General features: G+C 71.2%; 20 protein-coding genes and 1 pseudogene. 8 read left to right on the top strand and 13 right to left on the bottom strand.

The window, feature by feature from the left end; all coding sequences use genetic code 11:
• Positions 1 to 6 precede the first annotated feature (6 nt).
• Complete coding sequence (locus tag ACFSZT_RS21855; RefSeq protein WP_377386227.1) at positions 7 to 594, top strand: TetR/AcrR family transcriptional regulator; 588 nt, start codon at positions 7 to 9, stop codon at positions 592 to 594.
• A 9-nt stretch (positions 595 to 603) separates the two neighbouring features.
• Here the strand turns inward: ACFSZT_RS21855 and ACFSZT_RS21850 are convergent, their stop codons facing one another.
• Positions 604 to 1089, bottom strand: a complete 486-nt coding sequence (locus tag ACFSZT_RS21850) for an Lrp/AsnC family transcriptional regulator (protein ID WP_377386225.1) — start codon at positions 1087 to 1089, stop codon at positions 604 to 606.
• Between the two features lie 129 nt (positions 1090 to 1218).
• Between ACFSZT_RS21850 and ACFSZT_RS21845 the strand changes: the two genes are divergently transcribed.
• A complete protein-coding gene (locus ACFSZT_RS21845; protein ID WP_377386222.1) occupies positions 1219 to 3534 on the top strand; it encodes a transketolase-like TK C-terminal-containing protein in 2316 nt (771 codons plus the stop codon).
• Between the two features lie 4 nt (positions 3535 to 3538).
• Here the strand turns inward: ACFSZT_RS21845 and ACFSZT_RS21840 are convergent, their stop codons facing one another.
• Genes ACFSZT_RS21840 through ACFSZT_RS21825 form a run of 4 tightly spaced genes read right to left on the bottom strand, consistent with a single transcriptional unit; the run spans position 3539 to position 7658 of the window.
• Positions 3539 to 4447: a cobalamin-binding protein gene (locus tag ACFSZT_RS21840; RefSeq protein ID WP_377386220.1), complete on the bottom strand. Its 909-nt coding sequence runs from the start codon at positions 4445 to 4447 to the stop codon at positions 3539 to 3541.
• Between the two features lie 57 nt (positions 4448 to 4504).
• On the bottom strand, positions 4505 to 6127 hold the full coding sequence (locus tag ACFSZT_RS21835) for an AMP-binding protein (protein WP_377386217.1): 1623 nt from the start codon (positions 6125 to 6127) through the stop codon (positions 4505 to 4507).
• Complete coding sequence (locus tag ACFSZT_RS21830) at positions 6124 to 6939, bottom strand: alpha/beta fold hydrolase (RefSeq protein WP_377386214.1); 816 nt, start codon at positions 6937 to 6939, stop codon at positions 6124 to 6126. Before ACFSZT_RS21830 ends, ACFSZT_RS21835 begins: the two co-directional genes overlap by 4 nt.
• Positions 6936 to 7658: a hypothetical protein gene (locus ACFSZT_RS21825; protein WP_377386211.1), complete on the bottom strand. Its 723-nt coding sequence runs from the start codon at positions 7656 to 7658 to the stop codon at positions 6936 to 6938. Before ACFSZT_RS21825 ends, ACFSZT_RS21830 begins: the two co-directional genes overlap by 4 nt.
• Before the next feature lie 119 nt (positions 7659 to 7777).
• On the opposite strand from ACFSZT_RS21825, the gene ACFSZT_RS21820 reads away from it, so the two are divergent.
• The 3 genes from ACFSZT_RS21820 to ACFSZT_RS21810 all read left to right on the top strand — a co-directional run bounded on the left by ACFSZT_RS21820 (position 7778) and on the right by ACFSZT_RS21810 (position 10355).
• On the top strand, positions 7778 to 8395 hold the full coding sequence (locus ACFSZT_RS21820) for a TetR/AcrR family transcriptional regulator (protein WP_377386208.1): 618 nt from the start codon (positions 7778 to 7780) through the stop codon (positions 8393 to 8395).
• Between the two features lie 95 nt (positions 8396 to 8490).
• Positions 8491 to 9846 (top strand): MFS transporter, encoded by a 1356-nt coding sequence (locus tag ACFSZT_RS21815; RefSeq protein WP_377386205.1) that lies wholly within the window; start codon positions 8491 to 8493, stop codon positions 9844 to 9846.
• A complete protein-coding gene (locus ACFSZT_RS21810) occupies positions 9843 to 10355 on the top strand; it encodes a nuclear transport factor 2 family protein (RefSeq protein ID WP_377386203.1) in 513 nt (170 codons plus the stop codon). Before ACFSZT_RS21815 ends, ACFSZT_RS21810 begins: the two co-directional genes overlap by 4 nt.
• A gap of 153 nt (positions 10356 to 10508) precedes the next feature.
• Here ACFSZT_RS21810 and ACFSZT_RS21805 read toward each other — a convergent pair whose 3' ends face one another.
• The gene (locus tag ACFSZT_RS21805; protein WP_377386200.1) at positions 10509 to 10967 is read right to left on the bottom strand and encodes a DUF7144 family membrane protein; all 459 of its coding nucleotides are present in this window, start codon (positions 10965 to 10967) and stop codon (positions 10509 to 10511) included.
• A 247-nt stretch (positions 10968 to 11214) separates the two neighbouring features.
• Between ACFSZT_RS21805 and ACFSZT_RS21800 the strand changes: the two genes are divergently transcribed.
• The 3 genes from ACFSZT_RS21800 (at position 11215) to folP (ending at position 14184) form a co-directional block, all read left to right on the top strand.
• Positions 11215 to 11862: an HNH endonuclease family protein gene (locus ACFSZT_RS21800; RefSeq protein ID WP_377386197.1), complete on the top strand. Its 648-nt coding sequence runs from the start codon at positions 11215 to 11217 to the stop codon at positions 11860 to 11862.
• A 264-nt stretch (positions 11863 to 12126) separates the two neighbouring features.
• Positions 12127 to 13185: an ABC transporter ATP-binding protein gene (locus ACFSZT_RS21795; RefSeq protein ID WP_377386194.1), complete on the top strand. Its 1059-nt coding sequence runs from the start codon at positions 12127 to 12129 to the stop codon at positions 13183 to 13185.
• Between the two features lie 162 nt (positions 13186 to 13347).
• Entirely contained in the window at positions 13348 to 14184 is an 837-nt protein-coding gene (gene folP / locus ACFSZT_RS21790) for a dihydropteroate synthase (RefSeq protein WP_377386191.1), read from the top strand.
• Between the two features lie 34 nt (positions 14185 to 14218).
• On the opposite strand, the gene ACFSZT_RS21785 is transcribed toward folP, so the two are convergent.
• The 7 genes and pseudogenes from ACFSZT_RS21785 to ACFSZT_RS21755 form a co-directional block, all read right to left on the bottom strand.
• Entirely contained in the window at positions 14219 to 14632 is a 414-nt protein-coding gene (locus ACFSZT_RS21785) for a hypothetical protein (RefSeq protein WP_377386188.1), read from the bottom strand.
• Between the two features lie 407 nt (positions 14633 to 15039).
• Positions 15040 to 15804: a crotonase/enoyl-CoA hydratase family protein gene (locus tag ACFSZT_RS21780; RefSeq protein WP_377386186.1), complete on the bottom strand. Its 765-nt coding sequence runs from the start codon at positions 15802 to 15804 to the stop codon at positions 15040 to 15042.
• A gap of 130 nt (positions 15805 to 15934) precedes the next feature.
• Positions 15935 to 16681, bottom strand: a complete 747-nt coding sequence (locus ACFSZT_RS21775) for a cytochrome c oxidase assembly protein (RefSeq protein ID WP_377386184.1) — start codon at positions 16679 to 16681, stop codon at positions 15935 to 15937.
• Positions 16682 to 16724: 43 nt separating this feature from the next.
• A pseudogene (locus ACFSZT_RS21770) lies at positions 16725 to 17159 on the bottom strand (DUF2243 domain-containing protein); the annotation flags it as partial.
• Between the two features lie 75 nt (positions 17160 to 17234).
• Complete coding sequence (locus ACFSZT_RS21765; RefSeq protein ID WP_377386182.1) at positions 17235 to 18749, bottom strand: acetyl-CoA hydrolase/transferase family protein; 1515 nt, start codon at positions 18747 to 18749, stop codon at positions 17235 to 17237.
• Between the two features lie 279 nt (positions 18750 to 19028).
• Positions 19029 to 19826, bottom strand: a complete 798-nt coding sequence (locus ACFSZT_RS21760; RefSeq protein ID WP_377386179.1) for an IclR family transcriptional regulator domain-containing protein — start codon at positions 19824 to 19826, stop codon at positions 19029 to 19031.
• 93 nt (positions 19827 to 19919) lie between these two features.
• Positions 19920 to 21560 (bottom strand): catalase, encoded by a 1641-nt coding sequence (locus ACFSZT_RS21755; RefSeq protein ID WP_377386176.1) that lies wholly within the window; start codon positions 21558 to 21560, stop codon positions 19920 to 19922.
• Positions 21561 to 21584 lie beyond the last annotated feature (24 nt).

The raw sequence follows: 21584 nt of genomic DNA, 5'->3' as shown, positions 1-21584 counted from the left end.
TACCCCGTGTCCACACCGGAGCAGGCGGGCGCGGCTGTCGACGAGCAGCGCCGCGACGCGTGCCTCACCCGTGCGGCGGTGCTGAAGGCGGCGCGGCGCCGCTTCTCGCTGCACGGCTACGCCGACGTCAAACTGCGGGACATCGCCGCGGACGCCGACGTCAGCGCCGCTCTCGTGGTGAAGTACTTCGGCAGCAAGGAAGCCTTGTTCGCCGAGGCGTCGAGCTTCGAGGGCGAGGCCGCCGTGCTGCTGAACTGCCCCGTGGACCGGCTGGGCGAGCACCTGGTGCGCACCCTGCTCGACTACCACGAGCGCACGCAGGCCGATCCGCTCCTGCGCGCGCTCTTCACGTCGTCGCGGCCGGCCGGGGCGACGTTCCGGGAGAACTTCGAGCGCCAGTTCGTCGCCGCCCTCAGCGACCGGCTGTCCGGCCCGGACGCGCGCCTGCGCGCGGAGCTGGTGTGCGCGCACCTGCTCGGCCTCGGCGCCGCGCGGCTGGTGCTGCGGACCGGCGAGATCGCGGCGCAGGAACCCGAGCACCTTGTCGCCAGGACGGCACCGCTGTTGCAGTCCTGGATCGACGGCACCGCCTAGCGACGCGCGTCAGCGGTCGACGTTCACGGCTTGCTCCAGCAGCGGCGTGATCCGGTAGTCCACGAGTTCGCGCATCACCAGCGCGGTGTCGGTGCGCTCCACGCCGGGGACCGCGAGGATGCGCCCGGCGACGCGGTACAGGTCGTCGGCATCCCGGGCGACCACGTGCACCATCAGGTCGGTCGGACCGCTGATGCCCTGCACCTGCAGGACCTCCGGGATCGTCGCGAGTGCGTCCGCGACGTCGTCCAGTTTGCGCTGGGTCACGGTGGTGGTGACGTAGGCGGTGAGTGGATACCCCAAGCTCTTCGGCGAGATCCGGCGCTCGAACGAGTCGAGCAGTCCTCGCTGTTCCAGCCGGGCGAGCCGGGTCTGGACGGTGTTGCGGGACAACCCGGTGAGCTTGGCCAGCGCGAGTGCGGTGGCGCGCGGTTGCTCGGACAGCGCCCGCACCAGGAGCACGTCGACGCGGTCGAGACGGTCGGAGGTGGGCACAATGCTCGCTTTCGCCGGTGTGGATGTTTCTCGGACGTGCATTATGCGCAATCTGGCGCGAGTCCGTTGTGCACACCGGTGCGACAGTGCTGTCATATCGGGCATTCCTGCACAGGAGGTGGTGTCCGGATGACCAGTGTCGCTCCGACTCGACCCGGCTCGGCCAGGGCTGAGACCGCCGTCCTCCAGGAGGTCGAGCGCCGGGTGCTCTGGCTGGCGACGGCGATGATCCACCACGCCAACCGGGTTCGGCCCAACCCCTCGGGGCTCAAGGTGGGTGGCCACCAGGCGTCCAGTGCCTCGCTCGTGTCGATCATGACAACGCTGTGGTTCCGGCACCTGCGCGCGGAGGACCGGGTGTCGGTGAAGCCGCACGCGTCGCCGGTCCTGCACGCCATCAACTACCTCCTCGGTGAGCTCGACGAGTCCTACCTGGGCACGTTGCGGCAGTTCGGCGGCTTGCAGAGCTACCCGAGCCGCACCAAGGACCCGGATCCGGTCGACTACTCGACCGGGTCGGTGGGCATCGGTGCCACCGCGCCGATCTGGGGTGCCGTGGCTCGCCGGTATCTCGAGAGCACGGTCGGCGGCGTCGGTGCCGGCCGGCAGTACTCGCTCCTGGGCGACGCCGAGCTCGACGAGGGTGCCGTGTGGGAGGCCATTCTCGACCCCGCGGTCTCGCAGCTCGGCGAACTGGTGTGGATCGTCGACCTCAACCGTCAGTCGCTCGACCGCGTGGTGCCCGGCATCGCCGCCGGCCGCCTGCGCGGCATGTTCGCCGCGGCGGGCTGGCAGGTGATCGAGCTCAAGTACGGCACCCTCGCGGAGGAGGTCTTCGCCAGGCCGGGCGGGGCAGCGCTGCGGGCCCGGATAGACGCGATGCCCAACCCGGAGTACCAGCGTCTGCTTCGCTGCGCCCCCGGTGAGCTGCGGCACCGGCTTCCCGGCGCCGACACCGGGCTCGCGGCGTTCGTGGACCAGCTGGACGACGAGACGCTCACCGCGGCGGTCCGGGACCTCGCCGGCCACGACCTCGGGGTGCTCGACCGCGCCTTCCAGTCCATCATGGACGATCGCCCGACGGTGATCTTCGCCTACACCATCAAGGGGCGCGGCCTGCCGATCGAAGGCCACCCGCAGAACCACTCCTCGCTGCTCACCACCGAGCAGATACGGGAACTCGCCGAGGAGCTCGGGATGGACGTCGACCGTCCCTGGGCGCGCTTCGGTGCCGACAGTGCCGAGGGCAAACTCTGCGCGAGCACCGCGCAGCGCCTCAAGCGCGCCCCGGTCACCCTGCAGGAACCTCCGGACCTGCCCACCGACATCGGACGGACACCGAAGGGCACGGCCACCACCCAGGCGGCACTCGGGCGTGTGCTGCTGGACCTCACGCGCAGCGCGCCGGAGGCGGCGGGCCGGGTGGTCACGGTCAGCCCCGACGTCAGTTCCACGACCAACCTCGGTGGCTGGGTGAACAAGGTCGGTGTCTGGTCGTCCACCGAGCGCCACGACTTCTTCGCCGACGACACCGAGACGATCCTGCACTGGCGGGAACGCCCGACGGGTCAGCACATCGAGCTCGGGATCGCCGAGACCAACCTCGTCGGCCTGCTCGGCGAGCTCGGCTCCACGTGGAGCCGCTGGGGCAAGCCGCTGCTGCCGATCGGCGTGCTCTACGACCCGTTTCTCGAACGCGCGCTCGAGCCGTGGTCGTTCGGGATCTACGCGGGCGGACAGTCCATTGTGGTCGGCACTCCGTCGGGAGTGTCCCTGGCGCCCGAGGGTGGCGCGCACCAGTCGATCACCACACCGTCGGTCGGGATCGAGCAGCCCGGCTGCGTCGCCTACGAACCGGCGTTCGCGATCGACGTCGAGTGGACGTTGCTGGCCTGCCTCGCGAGGCTGGGCAGGCCGGACGGCTGCTCGGCCTACCTGCGGTTGTCCACGCGGCCGGTCGACCAGACACTCGCCGGCGTGCCGGAGGACCCGGCGGCACGCGAACGGCGGCGCCGTCAGGTGGTGGCAGGCGCCTACCCGCTGCGGCGGACCGAGACGCCCGCGGTCACGATCGCCGCGATGGGTGCCGTGGTGCCGGAGGCGCTCGCCGCCGCGGACCGCCTCGACCGGCTCGGCACCCCGGCCGACGTCGTGTGCGTCACCAGCGCGGGGTTGCTGTTCGACGCGCTGCAGGCCCGGCAGGGCCGGTCGCGGGCTCCGAGCTGGATCCTCGATCAGGTGTTCCCGGCCTCGCGCGCGACGCCGCTCGTGACCGTCCTGGATGGACACCCGCACACGCTGGCGTTCCTGGCCAACGTCAACCGCGTGCCGAGCCTCGCGCTCGGGGTGACGCAGTTCGGCCAGTCGGGCTCGCTCGAGGACGTGTACCGCCATCACGGCATCGACGCCGACGGCATCGTCCGCGCGGCACTCGACGTGGTCTAGCGAGTCACGACGTCACCCGGCGGGCCTCGGTGGCCGTCACCGGCTCGGCCGGGTCGACGCCGTGCAGCACGTGTGCCAGCACTTCGATCCCGCGCACGACGCGCGGTCCCGGCCGGTTGAAGTACGCCGGGTCGTCGAGCACCCACACGGCGGAGTTCCGCACCGCGGGCAGCTCGTGCCAGCCGGGCAGCCCGGCCAGGACCTCCAGCTCGGCGAGGGCGCGCTCCGGGGGGAGCCCGCACGGCAGGAGCAGCAGCACGTCCGGCGACGCCTGCCGCACGGCGTCCCAGGTCACCGGTGCGGTGTGCTCGCCCCGTCCGGCCAGCAGCGCCTGCCCGCCCGCTGCCTCGATCTGCTCCGGTACCCAGTGCCCGGCGGGCCACAGCGGATCGAGCCACTCCAGTGCGACCACGCGTGGGCGCGGAGCGCCGGCGACCCGGTGACGCACCACGTCCAGGCGGTGCCGCAGCGAGCCGATCCGGTCGGCGGCGACGTCCTCGGCGCCCAGCGCGGCACCGACCACGCGCAGCGAGTCGAGTACCTCCTCCAGCGTGCGTGGTTCGAGGCTCAGCACGCGCGGACCCGCATCGAGCATCCGTACCGCGGCCGCGACCTGGGTGTAGGACACGGCGCAGACCTCGCAGAGGTCCTGGGTCAGTACGAGGTCGGGAGCGAGCGCGGCGAGCCGCTCGGAGTCCACTGTGTACAGCGACGAGCCCCGGTGCGCTCCACCCACCGCGGTGGAGATCTCGCGGCTGGCGAGGCTGGAGTCCACTCCGCTGGCGGTCACCACGGGAACCGAGGCGACCCCGGCGGGCCAGTCGCACTCGTGGGTCCGGCCCACGAGGTCGGGAAGCCTGCCGAGCTCGACGACGATGTCGGTGGCCGCGGGCAACAGGGAGACGATCCGCACGAGAGCGAGGTTAGGGCGTGGCTCGCGCCGACGCCACGGGGTTCGCTGCCACGGTGCTCAGGGCGCCATCTCGCGCCGGGCACCGTGGCGGCGCTGTGCCCACTCGCGCAACGTCGCCGCCCGGATCTTGGTGCCGTTGGTGCCGGACGTGGTCGGCATCTCGTCGAGCAGTTCGATGGCGGACGGGACCTTGAACGTCGCCAGCGTGGCCCCGCACCACTCCCGCAGCTCGGCGGCGTCGACGGCACCGGGGGAGACGGGCACGACGTAGGCGACGGCCCGCTCGAACCCGTCGTCACCACGGACACCGACGACCTTCGCCACGCTCACGGCGTGGTGCTCGGCGAGGCGCTGCTCGATCTCCGCCGGGTCGACGAGGAAACCGTGCAGCCGCAGCACATCACCCATGCGGCAGACGTAGGTGACGGCGCCGTCGGCGTCGAGCTCGACGAGGTCACCGGTGCGGAACCAGCCGTCCGTGGTGAACGATCGCACGCCCGCGTCCGGATCACCGAGGTAGGCGTCGACGACGTTGTAGCCCCGCAGCTGCAGCTCGCCCTGATGACCGGCCGGGAGGCTCTCCTCGGTCACCGGGTCCGCCACGCGAGCCTGGATGCGGCCGGAGACGAGCCGGCCGCCGCCCCTCCACCGTCGCGGCGCGGGTTCGTCACCGGGCCAGCACGCCGTCAGCGCGAACACCTCCGACGACCCGTAGACCCCCGTGGCGTGGGTGCCGAACTCCTGCTCGGCCCACCGGGCGAGCTCGTGGGTCTTGCCGATGAAGTCGGCCATACCGAGCCAGCGCCACGCCGGCAGCGGCCGGGGCGACGCCTGCCAGGCGGCGGCGAGCTTGCTCACCAGGTCGTCACCGCCGACCAGGTGAGTGGCCCGCCAGCGGGCCATGTCCGCGACCACGGCCGTGCCGTCGAACACCGGTTCCAGCAGGCACGCCGCGCCACCGGCCACGCCCGCGAGCGCGGTGCTGAACCCGAACACGCCCGACAACGGCAGCGCGCACACCACCACGTCGCCGTCACCGATGCCCAGGGCGGCGGCGTCGGCGCGGGCGTGTGCCACCACGGCGGACTCGCGGTGGGCGGCGAGCTTCGGCTTGCCGGTGGAACCGGAGGTGGTGAAGGCGACGGCGAGCTCGTCACCGTCGGTGGCCTCGGGCGCGGGCAGGTCGCGTGCCGGTCCGGGCCGCCACGTACCGCCGCCCACGTCGTAGGCGGAGACGTCCTCGGGCGCCGTGCCGTGTGGTCCGGTGACCACGGCCACCGCCGGGGGCGGCGCGGCCACGCGCCCGACCGCGGCGTGGAGTCTGCCGAGCAGGTCGAGGCCGTGGAAGTCGTGCGCGAGCGCCACGACGGCGGGCCGCGCGCGGTCGAGGACGTGCGCGACCTCCTCGACGTTGTACCGCGTGTTGACCCCGATGACGTGCGCCCCGAGCGATGCCGTGGCGAACTGCCAGCACAGCGCGTCCGACCAGTTGGGCAGCCACACGGCCACACCGTCGCCCCGCCCGACACCGGCGTGGGCGAGATCGGCTCGCAGCGCGAGCGTGCGCTGCCACAGCTCCCGCCGCGACACCACGACCGGGTCCTCGGGATGCGCGTCGATCGCGACGGGTGCGTCGGCGTTCCGCGCGACGAGATCGGACAGCACTGCGAGCAACGTCATCGGCGCTTCTCCTGCCGGGCGGTGAGGTCGGTGAGCCAGCCGTCGAGCACGGCGGCGAAGTCCTCGAGCTCCTCCATCGGATAGTGACCGATTCCGTCGAGGAGCGTGAACCGGGCATCAGGGATCACGTCGGCGGCCTGCCGGATCAGCTCGGGCTCGAGCCACAGGTCGTCGGAGCCCGCCACGAGGTGCACCGGGCACGCGATGCCGCCGATCTCGGCGCTGACGTCGTGGGTGCCCCAGCCGATGAGGTCGGAGCCGGACACGGCCGGGTCCTCCCTGCGATGCATGGTGGCGATCAGGTCCGCCCGCTCCGGCGGCACCTTCCGCCCCACGACGGCGAGCGTGCCCAGCTGGGTGCGGTCCGCACGGCTCGGCGCCGCGACGTCCTCCAGTTCCCGCCGGAGCCCGGTGAGGTTCACGCGGCCGGGGCCCGGCCCGGCGGCCATGACGACCGCGCCCGCCAGCCGGTCACCGCGGCGCACGGCAAGGTCCAGCGTGATCTTGCCGCCGATCGAGCAGCCCACGACGAACGGCCGATTCACGCCGAGCCGGTCGAGCAGCGTCCCGCACCAGGCGGAGTAGGTACCGAGGTCGGTGACGGGACCGCCGGGCGCGGGTTCCGAGCGGCCGTGCCCGGGCAGGTCGGGCACGATCACGCGGTAGCCGAGAGCGGCGAGTGCCGGGCCGGTGTGCCGCCATTGGACACCGCTTTGTCCCGCCGTGTGGAGGCACAGCACCGGCTGCCCGGCACCACACTGCTCCACATAGGACAAGCAGCCGCCGATGTCGAGATAGCTCGCCTCGATCATGCCGCACCGTCCTGCCGGGCCAGCTGCCGTGCGTTGTCCACGAGGATGTCCAGCACCTTCGTGAGGCGCAGGTACTCGTACCCGTTGCCGCGGACGTCGAACTGGCCCGACATCGCGCGGCGTATGAAGTCGTTGTCCGGCCCGGTGAGCAGCTCGGTCCACGTGAGCTCCGTGGCACCGAGGGTGAAGGTGGCGCCCAGCGGGGTGCGAGTGCCGGGCCGCAGAACCGACCCGCAATACACGCGCAACTGCACCTCCTCGGCGCCGCAGCGCAGGCCGATCGCGCCGTCCCAGGTGGCGGTGGCCTCCGTGAACCGGCCGTCGGCCGCGAGCAGGCCGGCCAGCGCCTCGGCCCACTCCGGGGTGGCGAAGGCGCGGCCTGCCGGGTCCGGGCCGCTGCCACGCGCCAGGACCCGCACCGTCGTGGAGCCCTCGCACACCGTGCGCCCGCGCCGGTCGACCACGCAGCCGTGCCGGGTGACCAGGCCGTGCATGCCGTCGCGGGTGCGGCGGCAGCGGGTGACCGTCTCCTCGAACCGCACGGTCGCGCCCGTCTCGACGGGGGCGAGATGCTGCCAGCGGGCCTCCACCACCGTGCCGCCGGCATCGCCGAACAGGCCGGGGAACTCCGCGGGACCGATGCCGGCGGTCACCTCCCACGACGGGCCGGACGACCGTTGCCCGACGACGAAGTCCTCGAAATACCGGCGGCTCGCCATGGCGCTCCTCTGCGCAGGGTTCTATACGAACGAACGTTCTTACCGAAGCACCGAGTGTCGCTCGCCGTCAAGAGTGGCCCCGGTTGACCGGCTCTCCGCCGCGCCCGTAGCCTCCGCGCATGAACAGTCGTTCGCTGGGCCTCCTCCGCGACGGCGGCCGGGGCAATGACGCGGCCATCCTGCAGGCCGCACTCGAGGCGTTCGGGGCCAAGGGCTTCCACGGGGCCTCGATGCGCGACATCGCTCGCGGCGCCGGAACGAGCCTGTCGAACCTCTACAACTACTTCCCGTCGAAGTCCGACGTGCTCGCCGAGCTGCTGCGGATGGCCAACGACGAGCTGCTCGCCCGCATCACCGAGGCGGTGAACGCGGCGGGGGAGGAGCCGCCGGATCGCCTCAGTGCCGCGGTCCGGGCGCACGTGGCGTTCGTGGTCGACCACCAGATCGCCTCCCTCGTGGCGCTGACCGAGGTCCGATACCTCGCGGGCGTGGCGAGGACGAACGTGGTGGCCGCCAGGGACAGCACGCAGAGCATCTACGAGAAGATCGTCGCCGCGGGAGCGGCGAGCGGGCAGTTCCGCACGCCCTACCCCGATGACGCCGCGCGCAACATCGTGTCGATGTGCTCGGCCATCTCGACGTGGTACCGGCCGGGCGGGCGCTTGTCCAAACGCGAACTCGGCGAGCAGCACGCCCGGTACGCCCTCGCCCTGCTCGAGGCCGAGCTGCCCGGCTGAGGCGGACAGCGGGTCTTGCCCGGAGCCGTCGTCCCGGCTAGCGTCCGAACGATCGTTCGTACCTACTCGCAATGTCGCGACCGGAGGTCAGCCGGATGAGTGTCAACCAGCACCCACCGTCGGCGCAGCCGAAACGCATGGGACGGCTCGCGTCGGCCGCCGTTCTCGCCACGGCGCTGGAGTGGTTCGATTTCATGATCTACTCGACGGCGGCCGCGCTGGTCTTCGGCGAGTTGTTCTTCCCGTCGTTCAGCGGGGTGGCCGGGACGCTCGCGTCGTTCGCCACCTTCGCCGTCGGGTTCCTCGCGCGGCCGCTCGGCGGTGTCGTCGCGGGCCACCTCGGTGACCGGTTCGGCCGCAAGCCGCCACTCGTCGGGGCGATGGTGGTGATGGGCGTCGCGACCTTCGGCATCGGCGTGCTCCCGACCTACGAGGCGATCGGCGTCTGGGCGCCCGTACTGCTCGTGGTCCTGCGGCTCGTCCAGGGTCTCGGCGTCGGAGCCCAGTGGGGCGGCGCGGCGCTGCTGCTCACCGAGCACGCTCCGGTGGAGCGCCGCGGCTACTACGGAAGTCTCATCCAGACCGGTTCGATCATCGGTGCCGTCGTCGGCAACGCCCTGTTCCTCGTGCTGACGTCCGCCATGAGCGACGGTGCGTTCACCGACTGGGGCTGGCGCGTCCCGTTCCTCACCGGGCTCGTGCTGGTGGCCATCGGCATCTATGTGCAGCTGAAGATCGAGGACACGCCGGTGTTCCGGTCGCTGCGCGCACAGTCGGCGGCCAAGGCCGCGGGCGTCCGGAAAGCGCCGCTGCGGGAGGCGATCCGCCTCTACTGGCGGCAGATCCTGCAGGCGGCCGGGGCGTTCTTCGTGGTGAACGCGACCTTCTACATCCTCATCAGCGGCATGCTCGACTACGGCACGCAGCACGCCGGGATGTCCAAGACCACCATCCTGCTGTGCGTCATGGCCGCGGGGGCGACACAGCTCGTTACGATCCCGTTGTTCGGTGCCTTGAGCGATCGGCGCGGGCGGCGCAAGCAGTACCTCGTCGGCGCGCTGCTCATGGCGGTGTTCGCGTTCCCGCTGTTCGCCCTCGTCGGCACCGGCTCCGTGCCGCTGGTGCTGCTCGGACTCATCGGCGGATTCACGATCCACGCCGTGATGTACGGGCCGCAGGCCGCGTTGTTCGCCGAGATGTTCCCGGCCGACGTGCGGTACTCGGGCGCGTCCCTCGGGTTCCAGCTCGCCTCGGTGCTCGCCGGTGGGCTCGCCCCGTTCGTCATGACCGCGCTGCTGGCGGCCACGGGTTCGGCGTGGTCGGTCTCGCTCTACATCGTCGCCATGTCCGTGCTGACCTTCGTCGCCGTGTTCACCATCCGCGAGTCGTTTCGCCGCGACCTGCACGAGACCTCGCAGCAGGCGGCGGAGAAGGCGGCCGCGCTGTCATGACCGACGAGGAGTTGCGGGCCCGCGTGCGCCGGCTCGAGGACGTCCACGAGATCGGCCAGCTGCGGGCTCGGTACTGCCAGTACCTCGACGACGGGCGCTGGGACGAGCTGGCCGAGCTGTTCACCGAGGACGGCGCGTTCGTCGGCCTCTCGACGGCGCGGGGCCGCCCCGAGCTGCGCACCTTCTTCGCCGGACTGCAGGAGGGTGCGCTCACCGCGTGGTGGCACTTCAGCGCCAACGAGACCGTGACCGTGGAGGGCGACACCGCGTACGGCGAGACCTGGCTGTACCAGCCGTGTGTCGTGGATGGCCGTCCGCACGTGGCGGCCGGCCGCTACGCCGACCGCATCGCGCGCCGGCCGGACGGGCGCTGGCTGTTCGAGGAGCGCAGGGTGACGTTCTTCTTCTGGGTGCCCATGGAACAGGGCTGGGCGCCGGGCCGGATGGGCTGGGCGCCCGCCGCGGCGGCGATTGATCCGAACTACGCGGCGCGGGCACACCCTGAGTGAGCGGGTCGCGTGGCGTCTCCTGGTCCGGTGCCCGCCCGGGTCAGGAGACGCCGTCCAGTCACGGTGTGAAGCCTGGATCGCGGGCGGGCCGGAGGACGTTGCCGGTCGTTCGCGTGCTCGGTCGCGGCGGGCGCCCCGGCGCCCGCCTGGGTGCTACCTCACGCGTTCCCGGTCGGCGTACTCGCCGCCATGCACGACGACGGCCCAGATCACCAGGACGTCGAGGGCTATCGCGATCACCGACCAGATCGGGTAGGCGGGCAGGAACGCGAGGTGGGCCACCGCGTTGAAGCTCGCGAGGATCACGGCAGCTGCCCGGGCCCACGTCGCCCCGCTCATCAGAGCGAATCCGGCCAGGACGGCGGCAGCGCCGACCAGGAGGTGGATCCAGCCCCAGGTGGTGAGGTCGAAGAGCAGCAGGCCCTGCGGCGTGATCGCGTAGTAGGTGTCCTCGAACAGCGCGATCAGGCCGAAGATGACGTTGAAGAATCCCAGCAGCGCCATCATCACGGCGCCGAAGGTGATCCATCCCGCCCAGGGCGTGGCGGCACTCGTGGGGCGGCCACGGGCCGTGGTCCAGGCTCCACTTGACTGTGCGTGTGTCTCGGCCATCGTCGACTCCTTTCCACGGTGCCCGCGGGCGGCAGCCGGATTCGGCGGTGCCGGGCCGTCCCGGATCCGGACCGGCCCCGCCCACGAGCTCGGACCCTCACCGTGGCATCAAGCGCCGTCGCGCGGCCCAGATCCGTGCGGGAACCTTTTCACGGGCCCCGGCGGCCGCGTGATCCCGCCCACGACCACCCGGTGCTTCCGGCGCGTCAGGCCGTCCCCGGGCTCAGCGCGGCTCATGATCATCACCGTGGCGAGCAAACGAGCACGTGGCAGCACGGTGGTGTCCCTGATCGTCCTGGCGGTCGCCGCGGTGATCTGGTGGTTCACCGACGACCCCACCTCCGCCGACAGCGCCGCACCCGCGCCGGTCACGGCGAGCGAGGCGCTGACGACGTTCGACTCGCTCACCGTGGCCCCGGAGGACACGGGCTACCCCTACGACCGGGACGACTGGCCGCATTGGTCGTCCCACGGAGACGGGTGCAACACGCGGGAGATCGCCCTGCAGCGGCAGGGCAGCGACGTGGTCACCGACGAGAAGTGCCGTGCGGTGTCCGGTTCCTGGCGCAGCTCCTACGACGGCGTGGTGATGGCCGACGCCGGCGACGCCGACCTGGACCACCTCGTGCCACTGGCGGAAGCGGCGCGCAGCGGTGTCCGCGGCTGGACCGAGGAGCAGCGGGAGGCGTTCGCCAACGACCTCGACCAGCTCGTCGTGGTGACCGCGCGGTCGAACCGGCAGAAGGGCGACCAGGATCCCGCATCCTGGCTGCCGGACGAGGATCGCTGCGGCTACGCCGCCCGCTGGGTCGCGGTGAAGGCCAAGTACTCCTTGACCGTCGACCAGGACGAACGCGACGCCCTGCGTGCGGTCCTCAGCCACTGCCCCGCGTAGCCGCGACCATCGGAGTTGCCACTGTGGACGGTCGCGTGCCGGAACGGGGCAGCCGACCGTCCACTGGGTACGGCTGACGGGCATCGGCTGCCGGGGCGCTCGAGCGTGTTGCCGGTGTCGTTCGGCGAACGCAACGGGCAGGCGGGACGGTCCACGCCGACGTCGACCGACATTCGCGGTCCTTGACCATGTCGGTGAATCGCTGTCACGCTGTATGAGATCTACGGAACCGTCCAGGGTGGTGCGGTCTCCGAGGAGGTGGGCGTGGGCGCTGAGGTTGTCGTCGAGAACCTGTCGAAATCCTTCGGTAAGCAGGCGATCTGGCGGGATGTGACGCTGACCTTGCCGCCCGGTGAGGTGTCGGTCCTGCTGGGTCCTTCGGGCACCGGCAAATCGGTGTTCTTGAAGTCGATGATCGGCCTGCTCAAACCCGATCGCGGCAGATGCGTCGTCAACGGTGTCGACATCGTCCGCTGCTCGGAGCGCAGGTTGTACGAGACCCGCAAGCTGTTCGGGGTGCTGTTTCAGGACGGCGCGCTGTTCGGGTCGATGAACCTCTACGACAACGTCGCGTTCCCGCTTCGCGAGCATACCAGGAAATCCGAGACCGAGATCCGCAAGATCGTGCTCGAGAAACTCGAAATGACCGGTTTGTCAGGCGCAGAGAAGAAGCTACCCGGCGAGATTTCCGGTGGTATGCGCAAGCGCGCCGGGCTGTCGCGAGCGCTCGTCCTCGATCCGGAGATCATCCTCTGCGACGAACCGGATTCCGGCCTCGACCCGGTGCGCACCGCCTACATCTCCCAGTTGCTGGTGGACCTCAACGCCCAGATCGACGCGACGATCCTGATCGTCACGCACAACATCAACGTGGCCCGGACGGTGCCGGACAACATCGGGATGTTGTTCCGCAAGGAGCTGGTGATGTTCGGTCCGCGCGAGGTCCTGCTCACCAGCGACGAGCCGGTGGTGGAGCAGTTCCTCAACGGGCGGGTCCGTGGGCCGATCGGCATGAGCGAGGAGAAGGACTCCGCGCAGATGGCGCTGGAGAAGGCCCGTGCCGCCGCGGGCCACCACGACGGGTCGGCCGAGGACGTGCGGGGCATCGTGCCGCAGTTGCAGCCGACCCCCGGGCTGCCGGAACGCAAGGGCGCCCGCCGCCGCAAGGACCGTGTCATGACGATTCTGCACACGCTGCCGCCCGCCGCCCGGCAGGGCATCGTCGCCTCGCTCACCCCGCGGGAACGCTTCCATTACGGCCTCGCCGAGCACGACGCCGAGGGGTACGGACGGATCAGCGGCACCGTGCCGACCCAGCCGTAGTGACTCCGGCCCTCGTCGGCGGCCTGCTTCTGTGGCGTCGTTCGCGCCGGGCAGCGCAGCGTGCCCGGCGCCGGGGATACTCGGTGTCGTCCGCGCTGCGTCACAGAGGGAAGTGGTATGGAAGGCGTCACGCCACGCGAGATCCGGTTCCGGGGGCGTCCCATGAGGCGGGACCGCCCGCTGGTCATGGCGATCGTCAACCGGACACCGGACTCGTTCTACGACCGGGGTGCCACCTACGGCACCGCGGAGGCACTCGCCGCGGTCGAGCGCGCCGCCGAGGCCGGGGCCGACATCGTCGACATCGGGGGAGTCAAGGCCGGGCCGGGCGCGGAGGTCGACGTCGCGGAGGAGACGCGGCGGGTGGTGCCGTTCGTGGCCGAGGTGCGAGCGCGGTTTCCCGAGCTGGTCATCAGCGTGGACACCTGGCGGCACGAGGTGGGCAGGCTCGCCTGTGCGGAGGGCGCGGACCTGCTCAACGACACGTGGGCGGGTGCCGATCCGAAGCTCGCCGAGGTGGCCGCGGAGTTCGGCGCGGGCTACGTCTGCTCGCACACCGGCGGTGCGGTCCCGCGTACCCGGCCGCACCGGGTGAGCTACCCCGACATCGTGACCGACGTCGTCGCCGAGGTGACGACGCGCGCCGACGAGCTGGTCCGGCTGGGCGTGCCCGCCGAGGGCATCCTCGTCGACCCCACCCACGACTTCGGCAAGAACACCTGGCATTCGCTCACGCTGACGCGCGAGCTGGGCCGGCTGGTCGCCACCAGGTGGCCCGTGCTCGTGGCACTGTCCAACAAGGACTTCGTCGGGGAGGCGCTGGGCGCCGACGTGGGCGAGCGGCTGTACGGCACGCTTGCCGCGACGGCCGTGTGCGCCTGGCAGGGCGCCGCGGTCTTCCGTGCGCACAACGTCGCGGAGACGTGCCAGACCCTCGACATGGTGTCGGTCATCAAGGGCAGCAAACAGCCGGCACGGGTGATCCGCGGCCTGACCTGATGCCGTGTCTGGTTCGGACAGTCGGCCCAGGGTGTCACCGCCTGCCGTGGAGGAGACCCTCTGGAACGACCGTGGCCAGCAGTGTGCCGTCGCGGTGGAAGATCCGTCCCTGCGCGAGCCTGCGCAGATCACCCACCGCCGGGGCGGTCTTGGCGTGAAGCCACCAGTCGTCGAGCCGGACCTCGTTGTGGAACCGCACCACATGGTCCAGCGACCTCATGCCGGCTGCGTCCGACCGACCGCCCGCCCGGACGCAGCAGCACCGAGGCGAGTGTGAGGTCGCTGAGGTAGGTGAGCACGGCGGCGGAGCTGACACGGCCTCCGGTGTCGCCGCCCGAGGGCGCGCCCACAGGTCGTGCATGTTGCGCGAGGTCGCGGGAGCGGTAGGGGCGAGCACGCGCGGCTCGAACCCGTCGCCCGGTTGCGGGCACCCCCGCCGAAGCTCCACTCCGCGGGCGCGCACCTGTCCGGGCCGGGTAGGTCCGGGGCGGTGGCCTGCAGATGCGAGCCCGACCCGTCCGTGGTGAACGACGCCTCCAGACAGAGGATCGGCGCGCCGGCCTGCACCGCGGTCACGCGCCTGCGCCGGAACGTCCGGCCCTCGTGCAGGCGATCCACCTGGCACGCGACCCGCTCGCCACTGCGTCCCGGACGCAGGAAGAGGCGTGCAGCGAGTGTGCCGCGGCCACGGGGTCCACGGTCCGTTCGGCCGCCACGAGCGCCTGCGCGGCGACCTCGCCGCCGAAGAGCCGGTGGCCGGGCTCCCTGGTGGTGCGACTGCGGAACAGGTCGAGCTCGATCGGGTCCAGGTCGAGGCAGTCGAGCAGGACGGGCAGCCCGGAGCCGGTCACGGGCTCACTCTCCCCGCCACACCGGCTCCCGCTTCTCGGCGAACGCCCGCGCGCCTTCCCGGGCGTCCGCCGACTCGAACACCGGGCCCATGATCTTCGCCTGCTCGGCGAACGCCTCGTCGGCGCTCCAGTCGGCCGAGGAGACGATGATCTGCTTCGTGGCCTGTACGGCCAGTGGGGCGTTCGCGGTGATGCGCTCGGCGAGCCGTAGCGCCCCGTCCAGGGCCTCACCGGGCTTGGTCAGGTGGTTGACCAGGCCGTACCGGTGCGCGTCCCCGGCCGAGCAGAAGTCGCCGGTGAGCGCGAGTTCCATCGCCAGCTGCTGCGGGATGCGCCGCGGCAGCCGGATCAGCCCGCCCGCGCCCGCTACCAGGCCGCGTTTGACCTCGGGAATGCCGAACGTGGCGTCCGCGGCGGCTACCACGAGGTCGCAGGCCAGCATGAGCTCGCAACCACCGGCCAGCGCGTAGCCCTCGACGGCCGCGATCATCGGCTTGGCGGGCGGCTTCTCGGTCATCCCCGCCAGTCCCCGGCCGGGCACGGTCACGTTCTCCCCGCGCAGGAAGGCCTTGAGATCCATGCCCGCGCAGAATGTGCCGCCGGCGCCGGTGAGGATGCCCAGTGAGAGGTCCCGGCGTTCGTCCAGCAGGTCGAGCGCGGCCGCGACGCCCTGGGTGACCGAGGCGTCGATGGCGTTGCGTGCCGACGGTCGGTTGAGGGTGATGATCAGGACCCGGCCGCGCTCCTCCACGAGAACGTCGTCGGTCATCGAAGGCTCCTCCCGGCGTTGGGAACGCACTCGCGTAGGCGAATCTATAGAAGTGACGGCGGCTTGCCCACCCGCGGCGAGAGGAGCGGGTGTGGCCGACGCCACGTCGGCGCAGGCCCACGAGGTGGCGTCACCCGGAAGCCGCGGGGGTCCGACGTGGACGGTGCCGCGCCCGGCGCCGGTACCAGGTGGCGAACAGGAGGACGGCGAGCAGGACCTCCGCGAGGTCGCCGCCGTAGTACATCAGCTGCGCGGCCTCCTGGTTCAGGTGCGCGTCGTGGTGATGGCCGGACGCCCGCGCGTAGAGGAGCTTGGCGAGCACCGAGTGCGCGCCCGCCGCGAGGACGAACACGGCCAGCCGGGTGCGCAGGCCGGGCCGTCCGGGAGCCGGATCGGGACCCGCGATCGACCACGTGAACAGGTACCCGGCCGCGAGGTAGTGCACGTGGACGCCGAACGCCGCCCACTCCGCGTGGTGGGCCGCCGCGGCCACCGGGGTCAGCAGCAGCAGGTACAGGCCGCCGACGTCGAGCACCGCCGCGGTCGCCGGATGGCCGAGCACCCGCACCGGCCGCGCACGCAGCACCCGGACCACCGGGCGCCGCCGGGGTGGCGGCAGGGTGCGCAGCAGCAACGTCACGGGTGCCGCCGCTACGAGGCCGATCGGCGCGAGCATGCCGAGCAGCACGTGCTGGGCCATGTGCGCCCGCGGACCGGCTCCGGACAACGGCGGCGACAGCGCCACGGCGATCAGGAGGCAGGCCGACAGCCACGACGCCGTGCGCCAGGCACTCCAGCGACCCGCCCGGAGCGCCGCCGTCACGTAGGCGAGCGCCGCCCCGGCGACCACGACGAGCAGCAACCCGGACGCGGACACGGGCCCACCTCGTCGCCGTCGCGCGCGCCGCCCGCCGGATCAACACGAGTCCGGCGAGCAGCAGCGCGGCGCCGCCGAGGATCCACGCCAGGTCGTAGGGCAGGAGTTCCACTCCGTAGCGGATCTGGTGCACCCGCAGCACCTTGTGGTCCACAAGGCCGTCGAAGACCTGGAACGCGCCCGCACCGGCCAGGCATCCGCCCCACGCGGCGACGGGCACGAGCGCTCCGCGCCGGCGTACGTCGGCGAGCCAGAAGAAGCCGCCGACGAGCGCCAGCAGTTCGGCCGCGTGCAGGAGCCCGTCCGAGAGCAGGCCGATCGCCGGTGTGGACCGGTCGTAGAAGTGGTGCCACGACAGCAGCTGGTGGAACACGATCTCGTCGACGGCCGCCATCACCGCGATGCCGATGACGCCCGCCGCCAGGACCGACGGGCGAACGGAGAGCCGTCCGCGCTCGACGCCGGGCCGCTCGCGCACCGCACCACCACTTTCCGTCGCACCCGGCAAGGGTCGACCGCGGGATGCCCGGGGCAGCGGTGGCGCAAACGCCGCTCAGCCGGCGCGCATCGAGCCTTCGCGGACGTAGCGCTGGTGCCACGACAGCGCCTCGTCGAGCAGGTGCGGGGTGTGGCCGCCGTAGGACGCGTGGGCCGCGCGCTCGACGTAGTCCCGCAGCGCGGGCCGGAAGTCCGGGTGGGCGCAGGTCTCGATGATCTTCCGCGCCCGGGCCCGGGGCGGCAGGCCACGCAGGTCGGCGAGCCCCTGCTCGGTGACGATGACGTCGACGTCGTGCTCGGTGTGGTCGACGTGGGACACCATGGGCACGATCGTCGAGATGGCCCCGTTCTTCGCCTGCGACGGCGTCATGAAGATCGAGACGTAGGCGTTGCGGGCGAAGTCGCCCGACCCGCCGATGCCGTTCTGGATCCGGCTGCCCATCACGTGGGTGGAGTTCACGTTGCCGTAGATGTCGGCCTCGATGACGCCGTTCATGGCCAGGCAGCCGAGCCGCCGCACCACCTCGGGATGGTTGCTGATCTCCTGCGGCCGCAACAGGATCCGGTCGCGGTAGTCGCCGAGGTTGCGATTGAACCTGTCCAATGCGGACGAACTGAGCGAGAACGCCGTGGCCGATACGAACTCCAGCCTGCCGGAGTCGAGCAGCTGCAGCATGCCGTCCTGCATGACCTCCGTATAGGCGGTGAGCGACTCGAACGGTCCGGAGTCCAGCCCGGCGAGGACGGCGTTGGCGATGTTGCCGACACCCGATTGCAGCGGCAGCAGGTTACGGGGCAGCCTGCCGCTCTCCACCTCGGTGCCGAGGAAGTCGAGGATGTGCCCGGCGATGCGGGCCGAGGTCTCGTCCGGCGCGGTGAATGGCGAGTTGCGGTCCGGCGAGTCGGTCTCGACGACGGCGACGATCTTGTCGGCCGGGCAGTGGAAGTACGGCGACCCGATGCGGTCGGCGGGGTGCGTGATCGGGATCGGCATGCGATGCGGGGGCAGCGCGGTGCCGTAGTAGACGTCGTGCAGGCCCTCGAGTTGCTCGCTCTGCCACGAGTTGACCTCGAGGATCACCCGGTCGGCTTGCTCCAGCCACGTCTTGTTGTTGCCCACGGACGCCGACGGGATCAACGCGCCGTCCTCGGTGATGCCGCTGACCTCGACCACCGCGACGTCCAGCTTGCCGAAGAAGCCCTGCCACACGCGCTGCGCGACGTGGGAGAGATGGATGTCGGTGTAGCCGAGCGAGCCGTCGTTGATCTTGGCGCGCGTGACCGGGTCGGACTGGTACGGCAGGCGCAGGTCGATACCGTCGACCTCGGCGAGCGCGCCGTCGAGTTCGGGAGCGGTGGAGGCGCCCGTCCACAGGCCGAACTTGATCGGGTCGCCGGCCTCGTGCGCCTTCTGGACCCGTTTGGCGAGCGCCCCCGGCACCTCCTTCGGGTACCCGGCGCCGGTGAACCCGCTCATCCCGACGTTGTCCCCGGGGCGGATCAGCTGGGCGGCCTCCTCGGCCTCGACGATCCTGGACCGCAGTTCGCGGTTCCGGATCCTGCCGGTCATTCGAGCCTCCTTGCGTCGACGACACGCTCGGGGCACGACACGGTCGTGTGCGCCCGCGATAGGTGATCGCGAGCGTAAGGACGTTCACCTCTCCGTCATCTGTGACACGGACGACACCACGGCGGCCCCACGGCGGCCCCACGGCGGAACCTGCCGGTTCGCGGGCCTCTGAACAGCCACGATGTCGTCGTCGCGGGCGGACGGCGGCCCATGCCCGCCCCCTCCGGCCGATCCGGCACGTGTTCACGTGCTGACCGCGCCGGTCGGCAGGTGAACGCCTCACTGCCCGGGACGGGTCATGCGCAGGTCGGCCTCGATCCGGGACGCCGTGGCGAGCACCCGCGGCACGATCACCTCGCGCACGGTGCTGGGCGGGGCGCTGTGCGCGTCGAGCGAGACGTTGACCGCGGCGAGAACCTGCCCCGTGCGGTCCCGGATCGGCGCGGCCACGCCGCGCAGGCCCTCCTCCAGCTCGTTGTCGGAGATGACGTAGCCGCGCCTGCGGACCTCCGCCAGGTCGGCCAGCAACTCCTGCGGGGTGGTGATCGTGCGGGAGGTGAGCCGGTCGAGGCGCATCGTCCGCAGCCGGGTGGCGAGGTGCTCCGGGGGCAGGCCTGCGAGCAGCACCTTGCCCATCGAGGTGGCGTGGGCGGGCAGGCGCGTGCCGACCGGGATCGCGACCGAGAGAAGTTTGGGGCTCTCCACCTGGGCCACGTACCGGATCTCGTCGCCCTCCAGCACGCCGACAGACGACATCTCCCTGAGCTCCTCGGTGAGCCGGCGCAGGTGGGGCTCGGCGATCTGCGGCAACGACCGGCCGGACAGGTGCGCGTAGCCGAACTCCAGCACCCGCGGCGTCAGCGCGAACAGGCGGCCGTCGTGCCGGACATAGCCGAGGTCGGTGAGCGTGAGCAGGATGCGCCGGGCGCCGGCGCGGTCGAGGCCGCTGGCCCTGGCGACCTCGGCGGACGTCAGCTCAGGCCGGTCGGGGGTGAAGGCACGCAGGACGAGCATGGTCTTCTCGACCAGGCGCAGGAAATGCCCGCCGCGTTCCACCGGTGGCTCGGGGCTGCTCATGTCGGTCGTGATGCTAGCCCGCGCGCGTGCCCGCCGAGGACGCGCCCGGGCCGGGCGTCCCGCGTGCGGGAACACCCGGTCCGGTGTGCGCAGTCAGCCCGGCACGCTCGCCCGCTCGTCCGGGACGCAGTGCGTCATCACGAGGTCGCTCACGTCGCGCGGACCGTTCTTGCCGAGGTTCTTCAGCCGCAGCTTCTCCTCGTCGTTGAGCTGCTGCTTCGGCAGCGGCTCCAGCCCGGCGACGTCGTCGGCCGTGATGCCGAGTCCCTCGCCGACCCGGTTGCCGAGCTCGTCCTCGCACAGCAGCAGGTGCCAGACCATCCGTTCCTGGATCGGCCGGTCGCACTGCTGCAGGTTGGTGACGAGGTTCTGGACCAGGTCGTCGCGCTCCCATTGCTCCATGAGCAGGTAGCGCTGGCCGGCCTGCTCGTAGTCGTTGGTCCGCTCGATCTGCTTGCGGGTCAGCCGTCCGCGCAGCTCCGGACCCTGCTCGTCGTGGGTGGGGTAGTCGCCTTCGGCCAGTCCGCCGGTGATCGACGGCTCGTAGTTCACGTGCGGGTTCTGGCCACCGGGATCCTGGTAGTAGGCCATCAGGCCGTCCCGCTGATTGGTCTGGACCTCGGCGTTCTTGGCCTGGTTGACCGGAAGCTGCAGGTAGTTCGGGCCCACCCGGTAGCGTTGCGTGTCGCTGTAGGAGAACGTGCGGCCGACCAGCATCTTGTCGTCGGAGAAGTCGAGGCCGTCCACCAGCACGCCGGTGCCGAAGGAGATCTGTTCGTTCTCGGCGAAGTTGTTGTCGACGTTGCGGTTGAGCACCATCCGCCCGACCGGCTTGGCGGGGAACTCGTTCTCCGGCCAGACCTTCGTGTCGTCCAGCGGGTCGAAGTTCAGCTCCGGGTGCTCGTCGTCGCTCATGATCTGCACCCGCAGCTCCCACTCCGGGTGGTCGCCGCGCTCGATGGCCTCGAACAGGTCCTTGCTGGCGTGGCCGAGGTCGTGTGCCTGGATCTTGGCCGCGTCCTCCTCGGTGAGGCTCTTCACGCCCTGTTTGGGCATCCAGTGGTACTTCACCAGCACGGTGTCGCCCTGCTGGTTAACCCACTTGTAGGTGTTGACGCCGAAGCCCTGCATGTGCCGGTAATCGGCGGGGATGCCGCGCGGGCTGAAGAGGTTGACGAGCATGTGCATGCTCTCCGGCGTCTGCGACATGAAGTCGAAGATCCGGTTGGGTTCCTGGCGGAACGTCACGGGGTCCGGTTTGAGCGCGTGGATGACGTCCGGGAACTTGATGGCATCGCGGATGAAGAACACCGCGAGGTTGTTGCCGACGAGGTCCCAGTTGCCGTCTTCGGTGTAGAACTTGATCGCGAACCCACGCGGGTCGCGAGCGGTCTCGGCGGAGTCGCGGCCGCCGATGACGGTCGAGAACCGCGCGGCGAGGTCGGTCCGTTTGCCGGGCTCGGCGAACACCTTGGCCCGGGTGTAGTTGGTGATCGGCTCGTCGCCCCATTTTCCGTAGGACTCGAAGAACCCGTAGGAGGTGAAGCCGCGCGCGTGCACGACCCGCTCGGGGATGCGTTCCCGGTCGAAGTGGCTGATCTTTTCGAGGAACTGGTAGTTCTCGAGCGTCGCCGGGCCGCGACGGCCCACGGTGCGCTGGTTCTGGTTGTCGTAGACGGGATGGCCCTGACGGTTGGTCAGGGTGTGGCGCTTCTCGGCTGGTGTCTCGCTCATGCCTGCCAGCTACCCGGCCCACGG

Source organism: Prauserella oleivorans (assembly GCF_042685745.1).
GTDB lineage: Bacteria > Actinomycetota > Actinomycetes > Mycobacteriales > Pseudonocardiaceae > Prauserella_A > Prauserella_A oleivorans.
Note: the sequence above shows the minus strand (reverse complement) of the source record. Positions and strands in the feature narration are given on the sequence as shown.